Here is a 24,354-nt window from a genome sequence, read left to right on the forward strand (position 1 = left end):
TTTCGTTGCCATGAAGATAACAGCCGCAGGCGGTTTCGCCAATGGGCTTTGTCACACACGGAAATGCCACGTCGCCTGGGCGAGCATCACGGCGCCGGACGACGCGACAAAGGCTTGCGAGAACCGCGCCGCAGCCGCTTGCCGAGCCAGGCCGCGTGGCCCCGCGAAAAAGTCTTCACTGGGCTCTTGATCGAGGATTGGAATCTGGTACAAGGCGCCCACGAAGCGGTTGGGCAGCGACTTTTGCGCGTTGCCCCTCTCCTTAAACCGGGAGATCCAGCCGCACCGATCCGTCAGCCTCCGGGCACGGCAGGATTGGGGAATAGTTCAATGGTAGAACGACGGACTCTGACTCCGTTAATCTTGGTTCGAATCCAGGTTCCCCAGCCAATTCTCCTGAAAAGCCGCTGCGCTCCCTGATTTTCCAGTCGCGCCGGATACCGTTGTGGCATCATTGGCGACCTGATGCCGGTCTGCGAGATGCCGGTCTGCGAGATGCCGGTCTGCGAGATGCCGCAAGAGCTGACGAACTAAACCTCCGGCGTGTCAACTCCTCCTCGTGACCATCCCGCGCCGAACCCGATCGCGCTTCAGGCGTTGACGGTCGCGGGCTGTCGAATGCCTGCAGTAGAGGAGGCATGCCATGAGGGTTCTAAAGTTTGCCGTTGCAGATGCATCATTCGAGCGATCGCCCGGGCAGGATGGCGAGGTGTTCGCCGGCAACGTCATAGACCAGCGACACGGCGGGCCGGTGACCATCGGCTTTGGCCGCTATGGCCCGGAGCAGAGCATCGAGGAGACGCTTGCCGTCCACGATACGATGGTGATCCTCGAGGGTCAGCTCTCGGTCTCGACGGACTCGGGCACCGTCACCGCCGGCCCGGGCGAAATCGTCTACATGCCGAAGGGTGAGAAGGTCATCATCCGGTCGCACGCCCAAGGTGCCGTGACAGCCTACGTCACCTACCCGCACTGGCAGTCACCGGAGGCCTAGCCAGCTCTGACCCTTGCGCGGACAGGAGATAAGCGGCCAAGGAACGAGAGCATGGCGAGGAGCGACTATCTATTGACGCCGACCCATGGCCGCCTGCCTGCTACGTGTATGAAGCCTGCAACGGCGACGGCTGCGCACAGGGCCGACGGCCTGGCGCAGGTGCGCCGGATCCCTGTCCGCCTCGCCTACCAAAGGTCGACGTGACGGTTGACGTCCTTGTAGAGCAGGTAGCGAAAGCGACCTGGGCCGCCCGCATAGCAGGCCTGCGGGCAAAAGGCGCGCAGCCACATGAAATCACCCGCCTCGACCTCCACCCAGTCGCGATTGAGGCGATAGACGGCTTTTCCTTCCAGCACGTAGAGACCGTGCTCCATCACATGCGTTTCCATGAAGGGTATGGTGCCGCCAGGCTCGAAGGTGACGATGTTGAGGTGCATGTCGTAACGGACATCGGCCGGATCGATGAAACGCGTCGTGCCCCAGGCATCGGTACCCGGCATCAGCGAGACCGGGTGCTCGTCCTCACGGGTGAAGATCGCCGGTGGCAATTCCAGTCCGTCGACCTTCTTGAAGCGCTTGCGGACCCAGTGGAACTTTACCGGGCGGCTGCCGGTGTTGGCGACGCTCCAGGCGGAACCAGCCGGCAGGTAGGCGAAGGAGCCGGTGCGCAGCGACTGAGGCCTGCCTTCAAACGTGATGGTCATCTCGCCATCGACGACGAAGAGCGCTGTTTGCGCCAGCGGGTCGGGCTCGGGGCGGTCGCTGCCGCCGCCCGGTTCGATCTCCATGATATATTGGGCGAAGGTTTCGGAAAAACCGGTCATCGGGCGGGCAATGATCCAGGCGCGGGCGGCATTCCAGTGCGGCAACAGGCTGGTGACGATATCGGTCATCACCGTGCGCGGAATGACTGCATAGGACTCGGTGAAGACAGCCTTGCTGGACAGCAGTTCCGTCTGGCCCGGAAGGCCGCCCATTCCCGCATAAAGCCGTGTCTTCTGCATACCGTCACTCCACTGCGCTCGCGGACCGCCAACCGGCCGCACCCCTTGTTCGTCTCTTATCGCCGTGTCGCCAGCCTGCCAACGGAAAACCAGCCACTCGAACCAACGGCAAACCGGGCGGGCAGATCGGCAGTGGCGCGGCGCCGGGGAATTGTCTAGGAGATGCCAAATCGTTGAGGCAGGAGCGCAGATGGCGCCGATGAAGGTTCTCCATTTCTTCAAGACCTACTGGCCCGACACGTTTGGCGGGGTCGAGCGCACAATCCATGCGATCAGCCGCGGCACCGAACGCCACGGCATCCGCTCGGAAGTGCTGTCGCTGAGTGCCGATCCGGCCAAGAATTCCGTCGCGCTCGACGGCCACATGGCGCACAAGGCCAAGCTCGACCTGGACATCGCCTCCACCGGGCTGTCGCGCGAGGTTTTCGGCCACTTCCGCCGGCTCGCCCGCGATGCCGACATCATCCACTATCACTTTCCCTGGCCGTTGATGGACATCGTCCACCTGACAATCGGTGGCGGAAAGCCGTCGGTCGTCACCTACCATTCGGACATCGTCAAGCAGAAGACGCTGCTGAAGCTGTATCAGCCGCTGATGAACCGTTTCCTCGGCAGCGTCGACCGGATCGTTGCCACCTCCCCCAACTATCTCGCATCCAGCCCGGTGCTGCAGGCGTTCAAGGACAAGGTCAGCATCATTCCGCTGGGGCTCGACGAGGCGGGATACCCGACGGTGCGGGAGGAGACGCGAAACCGCTGGCGCGCGCTCCTGCCGCCGCGCTTTCTCGTCTTCGTCGGCGTGCTGCGCTACTATAAGGGGATCGACATCCTGATCGAGGCGGCAAGCCAGTCCGGTGTCGATGTCGTGCTGATCGGTGACGGTCATGGCGAGGATTACCAGGCCGAGGCGGAGCGCCGCGGCATCCGCAACCTGCACTTCCTCGGCAGCCTGCCCGATGAGGACAAGCTGGCGATCATCGATCTTTCGGTCGGGCTGGTCTTCCCGTCGCATCTGCGGTCCGAGGCCTTCGGCCTGTCGCTGGTCGAGGCGGCGATGCGCGCAAGGCCGATGATCTCCTGCGAGATCGGCACAGGCACGAGCTTCGTCAACCGCGACGGCGAGACCGGGATCGTCATTCCGCCCGCAGATCCGGCAGCGCTTGCGGCTGCCATGCAGCGGTTGTTTCAGGATGACGGGCTTGCCAACCAATATGGTCGAGCCGCGCGTCAGCGGTACCTGGCGATGTTTACGGCCGACCGGATGGCCGATGCCTATGCCGAGCTTTATCGCGGCATGCTGGACCGGCACCAGACCCACGGCTGACGCGGCCTCTTGCTGCCTGCCCGCCACAAGAAAAGCCGGCGGGTTCTCACCCGCCGGCTGCATGTTCAGGTGGAGATTGGGCATAGCCCCGCCGGCATCCGGCTGGGCTATGCGGTCAGGCCTGGGTGTAGGCGGTCTTCACCACGGTGAAGAATTCAGCCGCATACTTGCCCTGTTCGCGCGAGCCGAAGGACGATGCCTTGCGGCCGCCGAACGGTACGTGGAAATCGACGCCCGCCGTCGGCAGGTTGACCATCACCATGCCGGCTTCGGAATTGCGCTTGAAGTGCGTCGCGTGCTTGAGGCTGGTGGTGGCGATGCCGGCAGACAGGCCGAACGGCGTGTCGTTGGCAACGGCCAGCGCCTCGTCGTAATCCTTGACGCGGATGACGGCGGCCACCGGTCCAAAAATTTCCTCGCGGCAGATGCGCATGTCGTTGGTGGCTTCGGTGAACAGCGTCGGGGCGAGGTAGAAGCCGGGCGTCTCGCGCTCGATGCGTTCGCCGCCGAAGGCCAGCCGGGCGCCTTCGCCCTTGCCGATATCGATGTAATCGGTGTCCTGCTTCAGCTGCTTCTCGTCGACGACTGGGCCGATATGGGTGCCGGCCTTCAGGGCATTGTCGACGGTCAGCGACTTCAGCCTGTCGGTCAGCGCCGCAACGAACCGGTCGTGGATGCCTTCGGTGACGATGATGCGCGACGAGGCAGTGCAGCGCTGGCCGGTGGAGAAGAAGCCGGAATTGGCGGCGGCTTCGACGGCGACGGTGAGATCGGCATCGTCGAGCACGACCATCGGGTTCTTGCCGCCCATTTCCAGCTGGAACTTGCGGTTATGCTCAATGGACGCCATGGCCACGCGCTTGCCGGTGCCAGTGGAGCCGGTGAAGGTGATGCCGGCGAGATCGGGGCTGTCGAGCATCGTCTGGCCAACGACCGAACCGCGGCCCATCACCAGGTTTAGCACGCCCTTCGGCAGGCCGGCCCGGTGCAGGATGTCGACGATCGCCCAGGAGCAGCCGGGAACCAGGTCGGCCGGCTTGAAGACGACGGTGTTGCCGTAGCAGAGCGCAGGGGCGATCTTCCAGGCGGGAATGGCGATCGGAAAATTCCACGGGGTGATGATGCCGATCGGGCCGAGCGGCTCGCGGGTGATCTCGACGCCGATGTTGGGACGCGCCGAGGGCACGACCTCGCCGGTCAGCCGCAGCGCCTCGCCGGCGAAGAAATCGAAGATCTGTGCGGCGCGGACGGTCTCGCCAATGCCTTCGGGCAAAGTCTTGCCCTCTTCACGCGACAGCAGGCGGCCGATCTCGTCCTTTCGCGCCATGATCTCGTCGGCGGCCTTCTTCAGGATCGCATGACGCTCGAGGATGCCCGAGCGGGACCAGGCCGGGAAAGCGGCCTTGGCGGCGGCAATCGCCGTGCGCGCATCTTCGGCGGAGCCTTGTGCGTAGAGGCCGACAACGTCCTTGGTGTCGGACGGATTGATGTTTTCCGACGCGTCGCCGCCGACCCAGTCGCCGGCAATCAGGTTCTGATGAATGGTCATTGTGCCTCCCTTGGACAAACGTCCGAGCGTGATCTTCTAAAGCCAGGCAGCGCAACATCCGCCTGTTCGAAACGCGTGGCCCCAATGGCCGCTGACGTCATCGGCTTCCGACGCTTACCGCTCCTGCAAAAGGGAGGTGCGCCCGGAAAGAACGACGCGCCCGTTAAAGCAGTTGGCAGCCCCCGGGATCAAGAGGCGTTCGCCATATCTCTTCCCCTTCCCCTTCCATGCCTGTAGAACGAGGACATAGATCGATCCGGCGCTTTATAAGACCTCTTCGGCTGGCCGGTGGCGGCAAATCGGCAGCATAGATGGCATGATTCGAAGACGTCCAGACGACAGACCGGGGCAAGCGAAGAAATCCCAATCAATCCGCGAAAACAGCGGCTTAGAGAAAAGCGAGAACGTCAATTCGGCAGTTTTGAGAAATTTTATTTTCAAACATTCTTGCATTCTTCAGTGAAACGGCTAAATTGGGCTCATCGAACTTGGTCGTGACTTTGTCCGAGAGCTAAGGCGCTCTGTCAGATTTCCTTTCAAACATCGATCCCGTGCGCAGTCGCCGCGGGAAAACTTTCAACGATTTGATTAGGAGATCGTTATGAATACGGGCACCGTAAAGTGGTTCAACAGCACCAAGGGTTTTGGCTTCATTCAGCCTGATAACGGCGGCGCGGACGTTTTCGTCCACATCTCCGCTGTTGAGCGTGCTGGCATGCGCGAACTCGCAGATGGTCAGAAGATCAGCTACGACATCGTGCAGGACAAGCGCTCGGGCAAGAGCTCGGCAGACAACCTGCGGGCTGCTTAATTGTTATTCGCCGATGCCGACCACGGATGTACTGGCGGCGCATCGGTTTGAATGACTGGAAGAGGTCGGGGTAACGCCCGGCCTTTTTGTTTTGCATCCGGAACCGGAGAAAGACATGGGCGCACCCAGCTTTGCCGTCGGCGACACGATCGTCCTGAAAACGGCCCAGAGCGGGGTCCCGAGTGGCAACTGCCGCATCTCCGCCGTTCTGCCTGCCGCCTACGGCCACGTGCAGTATCGCATTCGGTTCGATGGCGAAACATTTGAACGTCGGATCGTTGAGTCCGACATCGATCGAGAGCGCTCTACGCGCTCGGCACACGTTGAAAAGACCGTCTCGCCCGCCAAGGGCAAGTCGTGGCTCAACCCCACGTCCATGAAGATCGGCAAATAAGCAACGAAACGCACAATGGCCGAGTGGCCGTGCCCAAAGGAGATGTTTTGCAGGTTCTAGTCAGAGACAACAATGTCGACCAGGCACTTCGGGTGCTGAAGAAGAAGATGCAGCGCGAAGGCGTCTTCCGTGAAATGAAGGCCCGCAAGTCCTACGAAAAGCCGTCCGAACGCCGGGCGCGCGAAAAGTCGGAAGCGATCCGCCGCCAGCGGAAGCTGCTTCGCAAGAAGATGCAGCGCGAAGGACTTCTGCCCATGCCTAAGAAGGCCGTTCGCCCCGCCCGTTGATGGGACGCGACAGGTTTCCTGTCATCCCTGGAAGGGATCTCCATGACTGCGATGAAGGAACAACCCGGCGGCAAGACCACTCGACCGTCGGCTCGTGACAAGGCCGAAGCGACGGATCACGTCGCTCGGGCCATCATCGATGCCGAATTGGTGGCTCGCCTGAAGAAGACCGAACGCCTCAAGGCACTGCGGCTGAAGAAAGTCGCGGAAGAAGAGACGTCGCCTGAAAAGCCCGCCGTCAAGGCGAAGCGAAAGCGGCCAGCCTGAGGAGCTTTGCTCCGGCTGGCGACTACCGGGCGCACCTTGCGCCATGGCCGATTCATCCTCGGTGGTGGATCAGCCTCCGCTGTGAACCGGCTTCGGCCGGATCCAGTCTCTCCTCCCCACTATCCCCCTCCCCTCACTCATGGCTGCTTCGTCTGTCCGGTCGCGCCGTTCGGCGGGACTTCCTGCGGGCGAATGACCGGCGTCTCGCCGACGGACGGCGCCGGTTCGACCATTTCGCCATCGCCCATAGCCGGCGGCGTCAGCACTCCACCACAATCGGAAAGCTGGGTGGTCGAGGAACCCGCACTCGGCTGCGCTGTTCGCCCGGACTTGCTCTGTGGCGGCACGACGCATTTTTCGCCGAGCTGTCCCGCTTGCGGCTGCGCTGCGCCGGACGAACCTGCGTCCTGAGCGCTTGCCAGCGTCAGAGATCCTGCGACGTATAGGGTGCTCAAGGCGCCAGCGGTGATCCCGAGCAGATTGACGGTCTGACTGTTCCTGAGAGATGACATGTGCGTACTCCTTCGAACGGGAAAACCTGCCGGACAACCGGTCGTTCCATACGCGGCGCGGCACCTGTCTTCACAAACCCGCGAACGCGCGGAACGTAGAGGTTCTTCCGCTACAACTTCCTGATGTCCGCCCTCTTCCATGCGAAGACGACAAAATGTCGGAAAAACCTTGTCACCGCGTTGAAAAACCGCTGAAATGGAACCGTTGGCGCTCCGCACCGTACGGTAGAAAACAGACTGGCGGATTCCGGGCATTAAGCGCGCCGGGTCAGGAACAAAAGCTGTGGCGGCCTGTTCCTTTCCCATTGGGACAGAGAGGCAGACATCATGACGGATATTGCCGGAAACGATCGTGTGCGGGCGGAGATGATAGAACTCATCCCGGCCCTGAGATCATTCGCGCGTCGGCTGGATCGCAGCCCGAGCAACGTGGATGATCTCGTACAGGAGACGCTGGTGCGCGCTCTTGCAAATCTCGACAAGTTTCAGGAGGGCACCAGCCTGAAATCGTGGATGTTCACGATCCTGCGCAACACCTTCTGCACGAAATTCGGCCTGGCGAAACGCGAGACAGTCGGCCTGGACGACTGCGCGTCCGCCCGCCCGACCGTCAACGCGCCACAGGAGTGGTCCGTGCGGGCGCACGAGTTCCACCGGGCGATGCTGGACCTTCCGGAGCACTATCGCGACGCGGTGGACATCATCCTGCTGCAGGGCCAATCCTACGAAGCCGCGGCCGAACGCTGCGGATGCCCCGTCGGCACCATCAAGAGCCGGGTCAACCGCGCTCGCGCACAGCTTGCCGAACAACTCAACTGAGCGACCCGGCCGCCAAATTGCAAGGCGAGGATCGATACGTCCTCGCCTTTTTCGGCTGGCTTCTCCACCGCAAGGCGCAGGGACAAAAAGAGGATGATGTGCCGATGACCGCAGATCAGGACCCCAAAAAAGATCGGCAGGAAGAGGCGACGGATCGGATGATCAAGGCCGGCGCATCGGGTGCCGGAAAGCCGGATGGGTCGCTTGCCAATGGACCGGACGCGCTGGTGAAAGCGAGCGACCCGGTGCCTGCGGCAGCCAACCGTCGCAAGGACGATCGTTCACAGGACTGAAGCCTGTCACTTGATGCTGGCTGCTGGCCGGCACTGTTTCCGGCTGTCACTGCTGCTCGATTGCATGCGGGCTCGGCTGCTGTCCGGGCTCATCGTCGCTCGTGCCCAGCGAGCGCAGGCCGAGGATGACAACTGCCGCCACCAGGACGATCACGGCGAGCAGGATCCATCTGTTGTTCATCGAACCATTCCCCAAGGAAAAGCATCTTCTCTCCGGCGGCGCGCATCGGCACCGCCGGAGAGAACCGTTGATCACATCTGCTCAGCCTGCGCGCCGCTGTTGGGCTTGGCGGTGCCGAGGTTCGGCTTCTGGCCGAGCGGCTGCATCGGAGCTGCGGTGAAATCGCCCTTTCCGTCGACCGAGCGGCCTTCCGACCAGCGCCCTTCCGGGATCGTGCCATCCGTCTGGAAGCCGAGGAAGGCGTAGGAGAACTCGCCCTTTTCCTTCGCCTGCGGGAAGCTGTTGGGGATCGGGAAGGCGCCTTCATGGCCGCCGAGCTCTTCGAGCGCTGCAAGCCACTGGTTCTGGTGCATCGTATCGCGGGCAATGAGGAAGGACAGCATGTCCTTCATGCCGGCGTCATTGGTCATGTTGAACAGCCGGACCGCCAGGACGCGGCCGGTGGATTCGGCTGCAACGTTTGCCGTCATGTCGGCCGCGATGTTTCCGCTCGCATAGATATGCGACATGTTGAACGGCACGCCGTCGGAATCGATCGGCATCGCCGACAGGCCGGACGACAGGATGTTCTTCATGTTGATGCCGCCGAGCACCATGCTGGCGACCGGGTCCTTGGCGACATCCTCCTTCTCGGAGAGCGGCGCGCCTTCCAGATTGAGGGCCACCGCTGTCGCGAGCATTTCGATATGACCCAGCTCTTCGGCCGCGGTGTTCATCAGCAGGTCGCGGAATTTCGGGTTTCCACGCGCGCCGCAGGCCTGGAAGAAATACTGCATGGCGACGCGGATCTCGCCCTCGATCCCGCCGATTGCCTGTTGGAGAGCACGGGCGAAGAGCGGATCGGCCTTATCGACGCGAACCGGGTGTTGAAGCTTGCCGTCGGTATAAAACATTGCTGTCTCCTTCAAGATCTGACCGCCGTCGAACAAGAGCTTGCCGGAGAAGTTCCCGCTTGCGGCAGACCTGCCCCGGGAACGAAAAAGGGGCCGCGAGGCCCCTTGGTCGAAGACGGTGAGATGGCGAGACGGCCGCTCAGCCAGCAAGGCGCGGGGCGACTTCGGTCTCGAAACTCTTCAGCGCGGCGCCGATCGCCTGGTGCATGTCGAGATAGCGATAGGTGCCGAGACGCCCCCCGAAGATGATGTCCTTCTCCAGGCCAGCCAGTTCCCGGTAGGCGAGATAGGTGCGTTTGTCCTCGGCTGTATCGATCGGGTAATAGGGCTCGTCGGCGCGTGTCGCGAAGCGCGAGTATTCACGCACGATCACCGTCTTGTCCTTCTGGTAATCGCGCTCCGGATTGAAGTGACGGAATTCCAGGATGCGGGTGTAGGGAATGTCCTCGTCGGCGTAGTTCATCACCGCGGTGCCCTGGAAGTCGCCCACCGGCACGACCTCTTCCTCGAAATCGATTGTCCGCCACTTGAGCTCGCCCGCACGGTAATCGAAGTAGCGATCGATAGGCCCCGTATAGACCACCGGCTTGCCGGCCGGGATCTCTCCCCTTACCGAGAAGAAGTCGGTGTTGAGCTGCACGTCGATGCGCGGATTGTCGAGCATGCGCTCGAAGATGGCCGTGTAGCCGTCGACCGGCAGACCTTCGTAGGGATCGTTGAAGTAGCGGTTGTCGAAATTGTAGCGCACCGGCAGGCGGGTGATGATCGATTCCGGCAGCTCGCGCGGATCTGTCTGCCACTGCTTGGCCGTGTAGCCGCGGATGAACGCCTCGTAGAGCGGCCGGCCGATCAGCGAGATCGCCTTCTCCTCGAGGTTCTGCGGTGCCCGGTCGCCCAGTTCGCCGGCCTGCCCGGCCACCAGCGCTCTCGCTTCGGCGGGGCTCATGCGCTTGCCGAAGAACTGGCAGATGGTGCCGAGATTGATCGGCATGGCATAGACCTGGCCGTTATAGCTGGTGAAGACGCGGTGCCGGTAATCGGTGAAGGCGGTGAACCGGTTGAGATAATCCCAGACGGTCTTGTTCGGCGTATGGAACAGATGCGCGCCGTACTTATGCACCTCGATGCCGGTCTCGCGATCGTTCTCGCTATAGGCATTGCCGCCGATATGGCGGCGGCGATCGATGATCAGCACCCGCTTGCCGAGCTCGTTGGCTGCCCGTTCGGCAATGGTGGCGCCGAAAAAACCAGCGCCGACAATGATGAGGTCGTAATCTGCAAGGCTCATAAGCGGCGCTCTTCGGCTGAAAATGGTTCGAATCAAACGGCGTGGTCTGGACAGACTCAGTTCTTCATCCCCTAGAATACGAGGCTAGCGCGGCCCTTGCGGCGCCGGCTTTCCACCCTTCCAGAGGCGCCCGGCCAGCCGTTGTGCCAAATCCAGCGAGACAGACAGGCGAGACATGACAGCAGATGCAATCGTTCTGGGCGCCGGTATCATCGGCGTGTCGACCGCCGTTCACCTGGCGCAACGTGGCAAGTCGGTGGTGCTGGTCGATCGGCGCGGCCCCGGCGAGGAGACCTCCTACGGCAATGCCGGCCTCATCCAGCGCGAGGGCGTCGTGCCTTACGGCTTTCCGCAGCAGATTGGCATGATCCTGCGCTATGCGCTGAACAACCGCATTGATGCCCATTATCATGCACGGGCGCTGCCTTCGGTGGCGAGATTTCTCAGCCGATACTGGTGGAACTCGAACGTCAGCCGCCACAAGGTGATCGCCCGCGCCTATGCACCCTTGATCGAACATTCGATTGCCGAGCACGCGGCCCTGGTCGAGGCTGCCGATGCCGGCCACCTGATCCGCAAGGAAGGCTGGACCGAGATCTTCCGCACCAATGCAAAACGCGACGGCGAACTCCGAGAGGCGGGACGGCTGCAGCAGGACTACGGGCTTTCCTTCGAAGCGCTGGATGCACGTCAGCTCGCCGACCGGGAGCCGCATCTGAGCGGCGATTTCGTCGGCGGCCTGCGCTGGAACGATCCCTGGTCGGTGGTCGATCCGCACGGGCTGACGCTGGCCTATGTGAAGCTGATGGAGCGGCATGGCGGCAGCCTCGCCAGGGGCGATGCCGCAAGCCTTCAGCCGACCGCGACCGGCTGGTCGGTAATGACCGAGACCGGGCGGGTGGAAGCCAAGGATGTCGTCGTGGCTCTCGGCCCCTGGTCGGACACGGTGACCAGACCGCTCGGCTACGATTTCCTCGTCGGGGTCAAGCGCGGCTACCACATGCATTACGGGACGCGCAACAACGCGGTGCTGAACGGCTGGATCATGGATGCCGAGCGCGGCTACCTGCTGGCACCGATGCGCCAGGGCATCCGGCTGACCACCGGCGCCGAGTTTGCCGTGCGCGATGCGCCGAAGACCCCGGTGCAGTTGCAGCGCGCCGAAGCCATGGCGCGGACGGTATTTCCGCTCGGCGACCGGCTGGACAAGGAGGCGTGGATGGGTGCCCGCCCCTGCACGCCGGACATGATGCCGGTGATAGGTAAGGCGCCGCGGCATCGCGGCCTGTGGTTTGCCTTTGGCCACGCGCATCACGGCCTGACGCTCGGTCCAGTGACCGGCCGCGCCGTCGCCGAAATGATCTGCGGCGAGACGCCGTTCATCGACACCACCGCCTATCGCCCCGACCGCTTCCGCATCTGAGGTTCACGCCCGCCATGGCTTCCAACGCCGCGTCGTTTCCGCAAAATCCCGGCCATGCCGCCTCGTGGTATGCCGCCTCCGCTCACGACAGGCGGCGCAGGCCTGCGCTCGACGGCGACATGGAAACCGATGTCTGCATCGTCGGCGCGGGCTTCACCGGCATATCCGCAGCGCTCGAACTGGTCGAGCGAGGCTACAAGGTCGTCGTGCTCGAGGCCGAGCGCATCGGCTTCGGCGCCAGCGGGCGCAACGGCGGGCAGATCGTCAACGGCTACAGCCGCGACCTCGAGACGATCGCCAGCCGCTACGGTGCCGACAAGGCCGCGGCACTCGGCGCCATGTCGCTGGAGGGCGGCGCGATCATCCGCGAACGGGTGGCGCGCTACGGCATCGACTGCGCGCTGGCCGACGGCGGATTCTTTGCTGCCTTCACCGACAAGCAGATGCGCGAGATGGAGGCGCACAAGGCGCATTGGCAACGTCACGGCCACCCCGGGCTGGAGATGGTCGGCCGCAGCGACGTCGGCCGCTACGTGGCCACCGATCGCTATGTCGGCGGCTTGGTCGACCGGCTGGGCGGCCATCTGCATCCGTTGAACCTGGTGCTTGGCGAAGCAGCCGCCGTCGAGCGACAAGGCGGCCAGATCTTCGAAGGTTCGCGTGTGACGGGGCTTGAAGCTGGCGAGCGCAACCGCGTCCGCACCGCAGCCGGCAGCGTCTCCTGCCGCTACGTGCTGATCTGCGGCAATGCCTATCTCGGACCGCAGTTTCCAGAAATCAGCGGGCGGATGATGCCGGTCTCCAGCCAGGTCGCGGTGACCGAGCCGCTTGACGAAGAGCGGGCGCAGGCGCTGCTGCCGGCCAATGCCTGCGTCGAGGATGCCAACTACGTGCTCGACTACTATAGGCGGACGGAAGACAACCGCATCCTCTATGGCGGCGGGATCGGCTACGGCGGACGCGACCCGCGAGACATTGCCGGCCTCATCCGCACAAAGCTGCTGAAGACCTTCCCGAACCTCTCGGATGTCCGCATCGACTATGCCTGGAGCGGCAATTTCGCCCTGACGCTGACACGCATCCCGCATGTCGGGCGCCTCTCACCCAGCGTCTACTTCTCGCATGGCGACAGCGGCCACGGCGTGACGACGACGCATCTGCTCGGCAAGATCCTCGGCGAAGCCGTCGCCGGCCATGCCGAACGCTACGCTGTGTGGAGTTCGCTGCCCAACCTCGCCTTTCCCGGCGGCCGCGTACTGCGCGTGCCGCTGACGGTTCTCGGCGCCTGGTGGTACGGGTTGCGCGACCGGTTCGGCGTCTGAGCGATGGACCGGTTTGCCTGGATGTCAGGCAGGCAGCTCGGCCGGGTGTCCGACGAACATGCCGATCTGGGCGCGTACCGAGGCCTTGTAGTCGCTGATGATCCGGTCGCCCTCTTCCGGCGGTACCTTCAAAACCAGGCGAACCAGACTGACGGTCAGGTGGCACATTGTGAAGGCCGTGCAGCGGTAGCGCTCGCGCAGGTCCCTGTCGATGAAGCCTTCGGTCGCTTCGCAGAACATCGCGGCCACCAAACGGGTCTCGGAGATGTCGATGTCGGCGAGCATCTTGTCGGCCTGTATGGCATTGACCAGGTCCTGCACCGCCGGATGCCCGCGGACGAAAAAGGCATAGAGGTCGATCATCGCATCGGTTGCCCGACAGATGTCGCCTTCGCTGCGGACATCGACGAGACCGTTGATCACCAGGGCTTTCACCTGGGCGATGTAGCGCTGGTAGAGGGTGGCGATGATCGCCGACTTGTTGGGAAAGTACTGGTAGACGGACGCGATCGGCCCGCCCGACAGGCTGGCGATCTCCTTCATCGTCACCGCATCGATGCCCTTGCGACCGATGAGATCCATCGCCACGTTGAGGATGTCGTCGATGCGTCCCCGGCTGCGATCCTGCTTGGGAATGCGGCGCAGGCCGGTTCCCCTTGCCGCATCGCCCGCACCACGCGCTCCGACCACCAAACCGTTCATGCGTCCCACTCCCCTTGAACCGAGGAGGACGATGCCACGCATCGCCTGCTCCTCGACTGCAGACCGCCCCCGCGATCCGCATGCCGCCAGATGTGAGGCGGCGCAAACATTGTTTTCAAAAACTTGAGCCAGCTGCCGGCTGGCTTGTTGAATGCAGGCCGGAAACGAACATGTCCGGCACATAGGCACCCGACATGCCCTACCAGCAGTATAAAAACAGCAGTCCTTCAACCAATCCGCTTGCTATCCTGCCGCGGTTGTATGGGACGTTCATTCGCAATGTGAGTCAACCGGATTTGTTCGATATAGAAGCCGGATCGACTGATCTGTTCTCCGTCAGTACTTCATGTTGTACGCTTGTTCAACTGCTGTACGGAGCGAATATCCTATACAAGGAATATAGTTTTTCGCGGGTAAGAATTAGGATCTGCTGCGGCGTGCCAGCACCAGCGGCATGAGCACCGACAGAAAGACAAGTCTCAGGATGTGATGGGTACCGACATAGGCCGGATCGGCGTGCATGATGACGGCCATGGCAGCCATGGTTTCGAGACCGCCCGGCGCGAAGGCAATCAGCGCGGCGGCCAGCGGCACGTCGAGTGCGGTCGAGACCAGCAGCGCCATGGATGCCGACACGGAACCGGCAAGGACGGTGACGGCAATGCCGGCGACGAGGGCACGGCGCAGGTCGGCCAGCGCGACACCGGAAAACCGCGTGCCGATCATGCTGCCCAGCACGACATAGACGGGGATCTGCAGCCATTGCGGGATCGGCCCGGTCACGAGCCCGCCGAGGTGAGCGAAGCTGGAGACGAGCATGCCGCCGACCAGCAGCGCCGCCGGCACGCGAAGCCTGAGCAGCCCGAAGCCGAGGATGGCGGCCGGCAGCGCCATCAGCAGGAGCGGCAACGGCCCGACCGCGGTCGGCAAGCCCAGCGTCTCGCTCGTCGCCAGGCCGTTCACCTCGACGATCAGCGGCACGAGAAGGGTGAGCGCCAGAACCCGGACGCTCTGGATGATGCCGACGCTCGGCAGATCGCTCTTCATCCCGGCGGCAAGGCTCAGCACATAACTGAGGTGGCCCGGACAGGCGGCGAGCATCGCAGTGACACCGTCGTAGTGGAAAACACTGCGCAGGATGCGGTAGGCGACAAAGAGCAGCAGGACCGTGGTGACCAGCACCATGGCAAAGCTTGCCGGCCAGGCGGCGGCTGCCTGCAATACTTCCGGCGTGACGCCTGAGCCCATCGACAGTCCGACGGACAGGAAGGCGGCGTTGCGCAGGAGCACCGGGACAGCGAGCCGCAGCCCGAGAAGCCCGCCCAGCGTGACGCAGGCGGAAGGGCCGACCAGATAAGGCGCCGGCAGGCCGAGATAGGATGCCACGAAGGCACCGGCGGAGCCGAGCAGCAATGTGGAGATGTAGGGAAGGATTATCTGCGGCGACATCGTGCGGGGGACCGCCCGCGCACGGGCTTTAAGGCTGTATCTGCGATTCGGAAGGTCAGATCTTGAGGCGAGCCTCAGGCGCGGTCAAGCGTGAAAGCCGTCCGCGCCGCGCCGCGTCGTGAAGCCGTCGATCAGGCAGGGATGGCGTACGGCCGGGCCGGCAGGATATCGAGGCCGAGCAGGAAGTTGATCTGCGGACGCGCCTTGACCAGATCATCGATCGAGTATTGCGTCAGCACGTCGAAGAAGGCGTTGAGCGCCTTGCGCAGCGCAGCGTTCAGGCCGCAGCTGTCGACCAGCGGACATTCCACCGCACCATCCTCGAAGCATTCGGCCATGGCGAAGCTGTCTTCGGTGACCCTGACCACGTCGAACAGGGTGATCTTTTCGGCGGCACGGCCGAGCTTGACGCCACCGTTGCGCCCACGGACGGTTTCGACGAGACCGGCTCTCGTCAGAGGCTGGAGGATCTTGAACAGAAACAGCTCAGACACGCCATAGGCGCGCGCGATTTCCGGAATGCGGCTGAGATTGCCCTCATTGGCCGCACAATACATCAACATGCGCACCGCGTAGTTCGTCTGCTTGGTCAAACGCATGCGTCGCTCCTGGGTTCGATTTAACCTTATATAAGCCTGTCGGAAGTTTTGAACAATTCCAAAATATGAAAATCGTCGTCAGCTTATCCCACCAGGCGGGGGGCTGTGGATACCGCGCCGTCGAGCATCCCTGAAACGCCGGAGGGCGCCCGCAAGGCGCCCTCCCAATCCATCAGAGACGTGCTGCAGACGATCACTTCATCGTCGGCATGACGAACTCGGCACCGTCCTTGATGCCCGACGGCCAGCGCGAGGTGATCGTCTTGGTGCGTGTCCAGAACCGGATCGAGTCCGTGCCGTGCTGGTTGAGGTCGCCGAAGGAGGATGACTTCCAGCCGCCGAACGAGTGGTAGGCGAGCGGTACCGGAATCGGCACGTTGACGCCGACCATGCCGATATTGATGCGGCTGGCGAAGTCGCGGGCGGCATCGCCATCGCGGGTGTAGATTGCAACGCCGTTGCCGTATTCGTGGCGCATCGGCAGATCGAGCGCCTCTTCGTAGTTCTTGGCGCGCACGACTGACAGAACCGGTCCAAAGATCTCGGTCTTGTAGATGTCCATGTCGGGCGTGACGTTGTCGAACAGGCAGCCGCCGACGAAATAGCCGTCCTCATAGCCCTGCAGCTTGAAATCGCGACCGTCGACGACGAGCTTGGCGCCGGCCTCGACGCCGCTATCGATCAGGCCGAGGATCTTCTGCTGGGCTTCCTTGGTGACGACCGGGCCCATGTCGGCCTTCTCATCGGTATAGGGACCGATGCGCAGGCTTTCCACCATCGGCGTCAGCTTCTCGATCAGCCGGTTGGCGGTTTCCTCGCCGACCGGAACGGCAACCGAGATCGCCATGCAGCGCTCGCCCGCCGAACCGTAGCCGGCGCCCATCAGCGCCTGGGCAGCCTGGTCGAGATCGGCATCCGGCATGATGATCATGTGGTTCTTGGCGCCGCCGAAGCACTGGGCGCGCTTGCCGTTCATCGCCGCGGTGCCATAGACGTAGCGGGCGATCGGCGTCGAGCCGACGAAGGAGACGGCTGCGATATCCGGATGCGTGAGGATGCCGTCGACCGCCGACTTGTCACCGTTGACGACATTGAGGATTCCGGCCGGTAGGCCCGCCTCGATCATCAGTTCGGCGAGCCGGATCGGCACCGACGGATCGCGCTCCGACGGCTTTAGAATGAAGGCGTTGCCGCAGGCGATCGCCGGGGCGAACATCCACATCGGGATCATGCCGGGAAAGTTGAACGGCGTGATGCCGGCACCGATGCCGACCGGCTGGCGGATCGAATACATGTCGATGCTCGGGCCGGCGCCTTCGGTGAATTCGCTCTTAGACAGATGCGGGATGCCGATGACGAACTCGCAGACTTCCAGGCCGCGGATGATGTCGCCCTTCGAGTCCTCGACCGTCTTGCCATGCTCCTTCGACAGCATCACGGCAAGCTCGTCCATATTGTCGTTCAAGAGCTGGACAAACTTCATGAACACGCGGGCGCGTCGCTGCGGGTTGGTGGCGGCCCATTTCGGCTGCGCCGCCTTGGCGCTTTCGACAGCGGCGTTGAGCTCGGCTGCGCTGGCAAGCGCGATCTCGCCCTGCGCTTCGCCGGTGGCGGGGTTGAAAATCGGCTGGCTGCGGCCGGACGTGCCTGCGACATGCTTGCCGCCGATGAAGTGCCCGATCTGGTACATGGATGGTTCCTCCGTCTTCATGCTTGAGCCGAGCTTACACTTCGATTTGCCCAAGGCAATGCGCTGGGTTAAGCATCCGTTGTGCAGAAATTGAAGTCCAACCGCTTCCTGTCATGCAGCCCTCACCTGTTCCAACAAGACGGAGAGAGGGTCACGCGTTGCAGACGAGGGGCGATCGGGATTGCTGGCGGCCGTGAGATGAACTGGGACGACATCCGCATTTTCCTCGCCATCGCCCGCAGCGGCCAGATTCTGGCCGCCTCGCGACGGCTGGGCGTCAATCACGCGACGCTGTCACGCCGCCTGACGATGCTCGAGACCGCCTTGCAGACGCGGTTGTTCGTCCGCCGCACCCATGGCTGCGAGTTGACCGCCGAGGGCGAGATCTTCCTCACCTCCGCCGAACGCATGGAAACCGAAATGCTGGCGGCGCAGGCAAGCCTCGGGCGGCCCGATACGGCGATTGCCGGCACAGTCAGGATCGGCGCGCCGGACGGATTTGGCGTGTCGTTCCTGGCGCCGCGCATCGGAAAGCTGATCGAGCGGCACCCGCAACTGAAGATCCAGCTGGTGCCGGTGCCCCGCTCCTTCTCACTATCGCTGCGCGAGGCCGATATCGCGATCACACTGCAGCAGCCCGACCAGGGCCGGCTGGTTTCCTCGAAGCTGACCGACTACACGCTCGGCCTCTATGCATCGAAGAGCTATGTGGATCTTCACGGCATGCCGGAGGATGCCGAGGCGCTGAAGCGGCACCGGCGGATCGGCTATGTCGACGACCTGATCTTCTCGCCGTCGCTCGATTTTACCGGAGAGGTGATGCGCAACTGGGATGCCGGCTTCGAGATCTCCTCGGCGATCGGCCAGCTGGAGGCGGTGCGCTCCGGCGCCGGTATCTGCATCCTGCACAACTACGTGGCGCGGCAATACCCGGACCTGGTGCGCGTCATGCCGCAGACAACGATCCACCGCACCTACTGGACGAGCTACCACGAAAGCCAGCGGGATCTCGCCCGCATCCGCACCGTCGTCGACTTTCTGCAGGATGCCGTCGGCACCGCGCGGCAGATCTTTGTGTGAGATGCCAAACTGGCCGGCAAACTTCGGGGATGTGATCCGATAATGAAATGAAGTGCCGGGGAAAAATGGTACGGTTGGGGGGAATTGAACCTCCGACCTCAGGTGCCACAAACCTGCGCTCTAACCAACTGAGCTACAACCGCATACCATGTCGCCGGCAAATCTGGCCGGCGGCGTCTGGGGCGTGACATAGAAGCATTGCAATTTTTTTGCAAGCCCCCTCGGAACGACCCGATGCAAAAAGGCCGGGCAAAACCGCCCGGCCTTTGATGGATGGGAAACAGGGGGTCAGGCCTGCTTGAAGGTGCTCATCGCCTTCTCGGCAGCCTCGCGGCCGGGGCGTGCAACCTCTTCGGCGACCTTGCGCGCGGTGTCCTGCATGAGCTTTGCCTGCTCGACCGTCATTTCGGCCTGCTTGCGAACAAAGCCGGTCTGCAGTTCGATCAGTTCGGCCACCGATTTGACACCGAGCATCGCTTCCATGTGCGACATCGACAGGTCGACATTGGTGCGCATGGCGTCGATCGCCTTCAGGCCGAATTCCATCGAGCCGGCCTGCGCCGTCTGCAGGGTGACTTCCAGCGTCCTGCTGGCATCTTCGGCGACCGACTTCATCTTGCCGAAGGCATCGCGGGACTGGGTGGCGCTCTTTTCGGCCATCTCCCGCAGGCTGTCGGTCATCCTGGACGGGTCGAATGCGGAGAACGAGAAGATATCGTCAGTTCTGTATGCCATGGGAGACTCTCCTTTTATGGGGGTCACGGCGCCGATGGCGGAGCCTGCTTGAGTTCTTATATAGCACTTCTTGTTGTGCACTGCAACATTATTGTGCATCGCACAAATCGTTAACTCCGGTTAACCTTGTTCGGCAATTCCGTCGCAGGGATTGTGGATCTGGCGGGGCTGGGAAGTTACTAACAATGTGTTAATCTGCCGTCCGCGTGAGATGAAGACGGCATTCATTGCAAGGCCCGCCATGTCCTCTGTGCAATATCCTTTCATAGACATCGCCGTTCACGACCGGGTGCGCGCGCATTTCGCCGCGGGCAAGGCGCTGGCGCTGTTTTCGCAGGACATGACCGAGGTGCTTTGGGCGAACGGCGGCGGTGCGGAACTGTTCGGCGCGCGCAGTCTCTACGATTTTCTCGACCATGGTCCGCCAAAGAGCGACCTGACCCTGCGGCAGGCGGCGGCCACGGCAGGCCAGCTGAAACGTCCGGGCGACAGCCGCACCTTCCTCATGCGCATGACCAAGGGATTCCAGAAGGTGGCGGTAACGGCGCTCTGCGAGCGCATCCGGCTGGCGGATGGCGCCGAAGCCGTGCTGCTTGCGGTGCCGGCCGGCGCCATGGACCCCAAGCCTGCGGAGTGCGCCCGGCAGATGCTGGTGGGCTTCGACGATCCGTCAACGCATGTGGCGGTGCTGGACGAAACGGGCGGCATCATCTCCGCTTCGGCGCAGTTTGACAGCCTGCAGCTGACGCAGCAGACGGCGCGGATGCTGGTGACGCTTGCCGGCGGCGGCCGCGAACGGCTGGTGAAGCGCCCGGTGCCGACCGCCTTCGGCTACCTTCCGGGTGCCGTGGCAAAGCTTTCCGACGAGCCGGCGCTGCATCTTCTGTTCCTCGTGCAGCCGGAGACCGGCGCCCCGCAGGATCCGGACCTCGCTATCGAAGACGCTGCGCAGCCGGAGGAGGCGGCGGAGGCAGCGGAGGCCCCGGAGGCCGAGCATTTCGGTACCGCACCGGAGGAGCCTCTGCCCGTCGACGACGTGCTTGTCGAGCAGCCGGGACTGGCCGTCGTCGCACCGGATTTCGAGGAAGCGCTGACCGCCGTCTCCGCCATCGACGAGCTGGAAGACGAGGCCGAGGAAGAAAGCCCGTTCACGCCGATCGCCGAGGACGTTGCGACGGCCGACGACGCCGGCGGGGATGAGACCCTGTCCGATGGCCAGGACAGCGATGCGGAGCCGGCCGAACCGGCGCCTGAATTGGCTGCCGCGGCGCAAGACGCAGTATCCGAAGGCAACGCGCCCGAAGTCTCCGCGCCGATCGCGCAAGCCGCCCCGTCCGCACGAGCTGAAGCGACGCCCGTCTTTTCGCCGCGAACCGATGCGCGCGCCATGCGCTTCGTCTGGAAGATCGATGCCGAAGGACTGTTCCGCGAAGTCTCGCCGGAACTTGCAGCGGCCGTCGGTCCGCATGCGGCCGATGTCGTCGGGCTTTCCTTCGCCGATGTCGCGGCCCTCTTCAACCTCGACCCGGATGGCAAGATCGACGAACTGCTGCGCCGCCGCGACACGTGGTCGGGCAAAACCATTCGCTGGCCAATCGAGGGAACCTCACTGGCGGTGCCGATCGACCTCGCTGCCCTGCCGACCTACACCCGAAGCCGAGAGTTCGACGGCTTCCGCGGTTTCGGCATCCTGCGGATGGCCGACGCGCAACCGGATCCGCTGGCGACCGGACTTGTGCTTGCCGCATCCGAGGCGGAACGGCAGGCGCTGCGGGCGACGACGCCCGCCGATGAGCCCGGCGTCGCCGATGAGGCTGAACCTGCTGCCGCGATGTCGCCGGTGCCTGACGACGATGTTTTCGACGATGCCGTCCCCCTCGCCGCTTCGCCGGAGCCGGCAAATGTCGAGCTCGTGCCGACGGCCGAGGAGATCGAACGCGAGGCGCAGGATAGCCAGGCTGTCGCCACGGATGTCGAAGCCTCTGATGCGGATACGGCCGCTGCCGGGCCCGACACGGCTCGCGACCAGCCGACGAGGTTCGTATCGGTCGAGCCGCCGACCGAGGAGCTGGTGCCGTCGGCTGCCGATGCGCTGAAGGATGCAGGTGTTCCGGAAGACGACGCCGATGAGCAGACCCTGGACACAGCTGCAAACGCTCCGGCCGAAACACCGACAGACGATAGTCGCCCGGCAACCGAGCTTCCCGCAACCGAAAAGCCGGTGCTGCGGATCGTCGATGCGCCGAGCCAGCAGTTTTCCGACAAGGTCGTGCGTTTCGACGAGCGGCGGCTGACCGGCAACGACCGGCTGACGCCGGGCGAGCAGGCCAATTTCCGTGAGATCGCCCGACGCCTTGACGTGTTCCGACGGCCGGACGACACGCTGACCGCTGCACCTGTCGAGCCCGATGCCGCAGATGCCCAGACGGTGGCGACATCGGCCCCGCGCCCCGCGCCGGATGACGTCGTTCCGGCGCCCGACCAGGGCCTGCAGCCGGATCCGCGAGCGCCCGCGTCCGAAACGACGGTCGAGGCATCCGCCGATTCCGTTCCAGCGGACAGAGACGATGAAGCCGGTCCGGTCGCAGCGCAGGAGGAGGTTTTCGCCGACGCGAACGACGAGATTGCCGAAGACGGTGCGGAAACCACCGAGGCCGAGGCTGCTGATGACGCCGCCGATCTGGTGGCCGAAGCGGAGGAAGAGCTTGCCTCAGCCGAAGAAGCGCACGATGACGCGCCTGATGAGGAAGAGATCTCGCTGAGCGAGGCCTATGCGCAGGCCATCCCGCTGCGGCCGCGCCCGGAGCTATCGGCGGACATCATCGACCAGATGCCGGTGGCGCTTCTCGTCCACAGCGGCGACAGGCTGATCCATGCCAATCCGGAATTCCTGCGGCTGACCGGCTACACCGCCCTCGACGCACTGTCGGAGGTCGGCGGCCTGGACGCGCTGCTGCAGCGCCAGGATCTCGAGGACAAGACGGCGGAAGCCGGCGGCATGGTCGTGGTGCGCGCCGACGACGTGGTCGTTCCGGTGAGCGCCCGCCTGCAGTCGATCCGCTGGGACGGCAATTCGGCACTCATTCTGGCGCTGATGCCGATGACGGAGTTTGCCGCCCATCCATCGGCTCCATCGGCGGACACGGAAGTGGATAGCGGTGAGCTGTCGCGCCTGGAGGTCGAAGTGGAGGAACTTCGCGCCATTCTCGACACAGCGACCGATGGCGTCGTGACGATCGGCGGCGAAGGCGAGATCCGCTCGATGAACCGGGCGGCCAGCGCCCTCTTCAACTACGACAACGAGGAAACCACCGGCCGGCCCTTCGTCATGCTGTTTGCGCATGAAAGCCAGAAGTCGGTGCTCGATTATCTCGCCGGGCTTGCCGGCAACGGCGTCGCCAGCCTGCTGAACGATGGCCGCGAGGTGATCGGCCGCGAGGCATCCGGCGGCTTCCTGCCGATCTTCATGACCATCGGCCACCTCTCCTCGTCGCACGGCTACTGCGCCGTCATCCGCGACATCACCCAGTGGAAGCGCACCGAAGAGGAGCTTCGCAACGCCAAGCGCGCCGCCGAAACCGCCAATGCGCACAAGAGCGATTTCCTTGCACATGTGAGCCACGAGATCCGTACGCCGCTCAATGCAATCATCGGCTTTGCCGACATGATGGCGACCGAGCGGCTCGGCCAGATCGGCCACCCGCGCTACGTCGAGTATGCCAACGATATCGGTCGTTCCGGGCGTCATGTCCTCGACATCGTCAACGACCTCCTCGACATCTCGAAGATCGAGGCCGGCGAGATGGAGCTGGATTTCGCCGCCGTCGGGCTGAACGAGACCGTTTCGGAAGCCGTGTCGCTGGTCCAGCCGCAGGCCAACAGCCAGCGGGTGATCATCCGCACGGCCCTGTCGCAGGCAGTGCCGCCGGTGGTCGCCGACCTGCGGTCAATCAAGCAGATCGTCCTCAACATCCTGTCGAATGCCATCCGCTTCACGCCTTCCGGCGGGCAGATCGTCGTCTCCAGCGCCTACGAGGCGAACGGCAATGTCGTGCTTCGCATCCGCGACACGGGGATCGGCATGACCCGGGCCGAGCTCGAGCTTGCCATGAAGCCGTTCCGCCAGGTGGCCGGCGCCGGCCGCAAACGCGGCGACGGAACCGGGCTTGGCCTGCCGCTGACAAAGGCGATGGTCGATGCCAATCGCGCCGCTTTCGCCATCAATTCGGCGCCCAACGAGGGAACGCTGGTCGAAATCACCTTCCCCTCGCAGCGGGTACTGGCGAACTGACGGAGGCAATAGCTGCGGCACATCGGGTGTCGGCGCATTGACGGGTGCGGCGCGCGCCTGATCTCGGTCAGTGAAGGTTCGGTAAGATCGACCGAAGGCAGCAGCGTCCAGCCAAAGAAAAAGGCAGCCGAGGCTGCCTTCAAGTTGATGCTGATGGAATGGTCCAGAATAGTTCCAGAACGCGGACTGCTCGCTTGTCCGCCAGTCTGAGTTCATCGTCCGGGTTGCAGATTAACAACCTGTTAAAACTGCGGCCGTCCTCGCTCCCGAGATGCGCTTTCCAGTCGATCGGTACGGTATCGCACAATTCGACATCGCTGAAACAATGGGTCCACGGTCAGCAGGCTGAAAACATTGCCTTATTTTAGCGCCACCACATGCAAACCCCTGTGTTTGCAAGCGTCTCGCAATTCAGCTAACCAGACGCCACGGCATCCATGCCACCCT

Annotated in this window: 23 protein-coding genes and 2 tRNA genes; 13 read left to right on the forward strand and 12 right to left on the reverse strand. The window is 63.4% G+C overall.

The window, feature by feature from the left end:
* Positions 1-316: 316 nt before the first annotated feature.
* Together AAIH46_RS10855 and AAIH46_RS10860 are read left to right on the forward strand one after the other, a co-directional pair.
* Positions 317-390: transfer RNA gene (locus AAIH46_RS10855), tRNA-Gln, on the forward strand.
* 253 nt (positions 391-643) lie between these two features.
* On the forward strand, positions 644-994 hold the full coding sequence (locus AAIH46_RS10860; protein ID WP_430305873.1) for an ethanolamine utilization protein: 351 nt from the start codon (positions 644-646) through the stop codon (positions 992-994).
* Between the two features lie 185 nt (positions 995-1,179).
* Here the strand turns inward: AAIH46_RS10860 and AAIH46_RS10865 are convergent, their stop codons facing one another.
* Entirely contained in the window at positions 1,180-1,998 is an 819-nt protein-coding gene (locus AAIH46_RS10865; RefSeq protein WP_430305874.1) for a bifunctional allantoicase/(S)-ureidoglycine aminohydrolase, read from the reverse strand.
* A 199-nt stretch (positions 1,999-2,197) separates the two neighbouring features.
* On the opposite strand from AAIH46_RS10865, the gene AAIH46_RS10870 reads away from it, so the two are divergent.
* On the forward strand, positions 2,198-3,322 hold the full coding sequence (locus tag AAIH46_RS10870) for a glycosyltransferase (RefSeq protein ID WP_430306539.1): 1,125 nt from the start codon (positions 2,198-2,200) through the stop codon (positions 3,320-3,322).
* Between the two features lie 115 nt (positions 3,323-3,437).
* Here the strand turns inward: AAIH46_RS10870 and AAIH46_RS10875 are convergent, their stop codons facing one another.
* Complete coding sequence (locus AAIH46_RS10875; RefSeq protein WP_430305875.1) at positions 3,438-4,871, reverse strand: aldehyde dehydrogenase family protein; 1,434 nt, start codon at positions 4,869-4,871, stop codon at positions 3,438-3,440.
* Between the two features lie 601 nt (positions 4,872-5,472).
* Here AAIH46_RS10875 and AAIH46_RS10880 point away from each other — a divergent pair.
* From AAIH46_RS10880 to AAIH46_RS10895, 4 genes are all read left to right on the forward strand, one after another.
* Complete coding sequence (locus tag AAIH46_RS10880) at positions 5,473-5,682, forward strand: cold-shock protein (protein WP_430305876.1); 210 nt, start codon at positions 5,473-5,475, stop codon at positions 5,680-5,682.
* A 115-nt stretch (positions 5,683-5,797) separates the two neighbouring features.
* Positions 5,798-6,076: a cold-shock protein gene (locus AAIH46_RS10885; RefSeq protein ID WP_430305877.1), complete on the forward strand. Its 279-nt coding sequence runs from the start codon at positions 5,798-5,800 to the stop codon at positions 6,074-6,076.
* A 47-nt stretch (positions 6,077-6,123) separates the two neighbouring features.
* Complete coding sequence (rpsU, locus tag AAIH46_RS10890; RefSeq protein ID WP_430305878.1) at positions 6,124-6,363, forward strand: 30S ribosomal protein S21; 240 nt, start codon at positions 6,124-6,126, stop codon at positions 6,361-6,363.
* Between the two features lie 42 nt (positions 6,364-6,405).
* Positions 6,406-6,630, forward strand: a complete 225-nt coding sequence (locus AAIH46_RS10895) for a hypothetical protein (protein WP_430305879.1) — start codon at positions 6,406-6,408, stop codon at positions 6,628-6,630.
* Between the two features lie 137 nt (positions 6,631-6,767).
* On the opposite strand, the gene AAIH46_RS10900 is transcribed toward AAIH46_RS10895, so the two are convergent.
* A complete protein-coding gene (locus tag AAIH46_RS10900; RefSeq protein ID WP_430305880.1) occupies positions 6,768-7,142 on the reverse strand; it encodes a hypothetical protein in 375 nt (124 codons plus the stop codon).
* 327 nt (positions 7,143-7,469) lie between these two features.
* On the opposite strand from AAIH46_RS10900, the gene AAIH46_RS10905 reads away from it, so the two are divergent.
* On the forward strand, positions 7,470-7,961 hold the full coding sequence (locus tag AAIH46_RS10905) for a sigma-70 family RNA polymerase sigma factor (RefSeq protein WP_430305881.1): 492 nt from the start codon (positions 7,470-7,472) through the stop codon (positions 7,959-7,961).
* A 17-nt stretch (positions 7,962-7,978) separates the two neighbouring features.
* The gene (locus tag AAIH46_RS10910; RefSeq protein WP_430305883.1) at positions 7,979-8,254 is read left to right on the forward strand and encodes a hypothetical protein; all 276 of its coding nucleotides are present in this window, start codon (positions 7,979-7,981) and stop codon (positions 8,252-8,254) included.
* A 46-nt stretch (positions 8,255-8,300) separates the two neighbouring features.
* Here the strand turns inward: AAIH46_RS10910 and AAIH46_RS10915 are convergent, their stop codons facing one another.
* The 3 genes from AAIH46_RS10915 to glf form a co-directional block, all read right to left on the reverse strand.
* The gene (locus tag AAIH46_RS10915; RefSeq protein ID WP_430305884.1) at positions 8,301-8,435 is read right to left on the reverse strand and encodes a hypothetical protein; all 135 of its coding nucleotides are present in this window, start codon (positions 8,433-8,435) and stop codon (positions 8,301-8,303) included.
* 71 nt (positions 8,436-8,506) lie between these two features.
* Positions 8,507-9,328, reverse strand: a complete 822-nt coding sequence (locus AAIH46_RS10920) for a manganese catalase family protein (protein WP_430305885.1) — start codon at positions 9,326-9,328, stop codon at positions 8,507-8,509.
* A 139-nt stretch (positions 9,329-9,467) separates the two neighbouring features.
* Positions 9,468-10,616, reverse strand: a complete 1,149-nt coding sequence (gene glf, locus AAIH46_RS10925) for a UDP-galactopyranose mutase (RefSeq protein WP_430305886.1) — start codon at positions 10,614-10,616, stop codon at positions 9,468-9,470.
* A gap of 175 nt (positions 10,617-10,791) precedes the next feature.
* On the opposite strand from glf, the gene AAIH46_RS10930 reads away from it, so the two are divergent.
* Together AAIH46_RS10930 and AAIH46_RS10935 are read left to right on the forward strand one after the other, a co-directional pair.
* The gene (locus AAIH46_RS10930; protein ID WP_430305887.1) at positions 10,792-12,039 is read left to right on the forward strand and encodes an NAD(P)/FAD-dependent oxidoreductase; all 1,248 of its coding nucleotides are present in this window, start codon (positions 10,792-10,794) and stop codon (positions 12,037-12,039) included.
* A gap of 14 nt (positions 12,040-12,053) precedes the next feature.
* Positions 12,054-13,361 (forward strand): NAD(P)/FAD-dependent oxidoreductase, encoded by a 1,308-nt coding sequence (locus AAIH46_RS10935; protein ID WP_430305888.1) that lies wholly within the window; start codon positions 12,054-12,056, stop codon positions 13,359-13,361.
* 24 nt (positions 13,362-13,385) lie between these two features.
* Here the strand turns inward: AAIH46_RS10935 and AAIH46_RS10940 are convergent, their stop codons facing one another.
* The 4 genes from AAIH46_RS10940 to AAIH46_RS10955 form a co-directional block, all read right to left on the reverse strand.
* Positions 13,386-14,063, reverse strand: coding sequence for a TetR family transcriptional regulator (locus AAIH46_RS10940; protein ID WP_430305889.1), 678 nt, complete (start codon positions 14,061-14,063; stop codon positions 13,386-13,388).
* Between the two features lie 420 nt (positions 14,064-14,483).
* A complete protein-coding gene (locus AAIH46_RS10945; RefSeq protein WP_430305890.1) occupies positions 14,484-15,512 on the reverse strand; it encodes an AbrB family transcriptional regulator in 1,029 nt (342 codons plus the stop codon).
* 131 nt (positions 15,513-15,643) lie between these two features.
* Positions 15,644-16,111: an iron-responsive transcriptional regulator RirA gene (rirA, locus tag AAIH46_RS10950; RefSeq protein WP_430305891.1), complete on the reverse strand. Its 468-nt coding sequence runs from the start codon at positions 16,109-16,111 to the stop codon at positions 15,644-15,646.
* 193 nt (positions 16,112-16,304) lie between these two features.
* Entirely contained in the window at positions 16,305-17,801 is a 1,497-nt protein-coding gene (locus AAIH46_RS10955) for a CoA-acylating methylmalonate-semialdehyde dehydrogenase (RefSeq protein ID WP_430305892.1), read from the reverse strand.
* 198 nt (positions 17,802-17,999) lie between these two features.
* On the opposite strand from AAIH46_RS10955, the gene AAIH46_RS10960 reads away from it, so the two are divergent.
* Positions 18,000-18,881 carry a LysR family transcriptional regulator gene (locus AAIH46_RS10960; RefSeq protein WP_430305893.1) on the forward strand — a complete coding sequence of 294 codons (882 nt, stop codon included), beginning with the start codon at positions 18,000-18,002 and terminating at the stop codon, positions 18,879-18,881.
* A gap of 66 nt (positions 18,882-18,947) precedes the next feature.
* Here the strand turns inward: AAIH46_RS10960 and AAIH46_RS10965 are convergent.
* A tRNA-His gene (locus AAIH46_RS10965) sits at positions 18,948-19,024 on the reverse strand.
* A gap of 145 nt (positions 19,025-19,169) precedes the next feature.
* Entirely contained in the window at positions 19,170-19,616 is a 447-nt protein-coding gene (locus tag AAIH46_RS10970; protein WP_430305894.1) for a phasin family protein, read from the reverse strand.
* Positions 19,617-19,857: 241 nt separating this feature from the next.
* Here AAIH46_RS10970 and AAIH46_RS10975 point away from each other — a divergent pair, with 241 nt between their 5' ends.
* On the forward strand, positions 19,858-23,907 hold the full coding sequence (locus AAIH46_RS10975; protein ID WP_430305895.1) for an ATP-binding protein: 4,050 nt from the start codon (positions 19,858-19,860) through the stop codon (positions 23,905-23,907).
* Positions 23,908-24,354: the final 447 nt, after the last annotated feature.

It is taken from the genome of Rhizobium sp. 0TCS1.26 (assembly GCF_050455525.1).
GTDB lineage: Bacteria > Pseudomonadota > Alphaproteobacteria > Rhizobiales > Rhizobiaceae > Neorhizobium.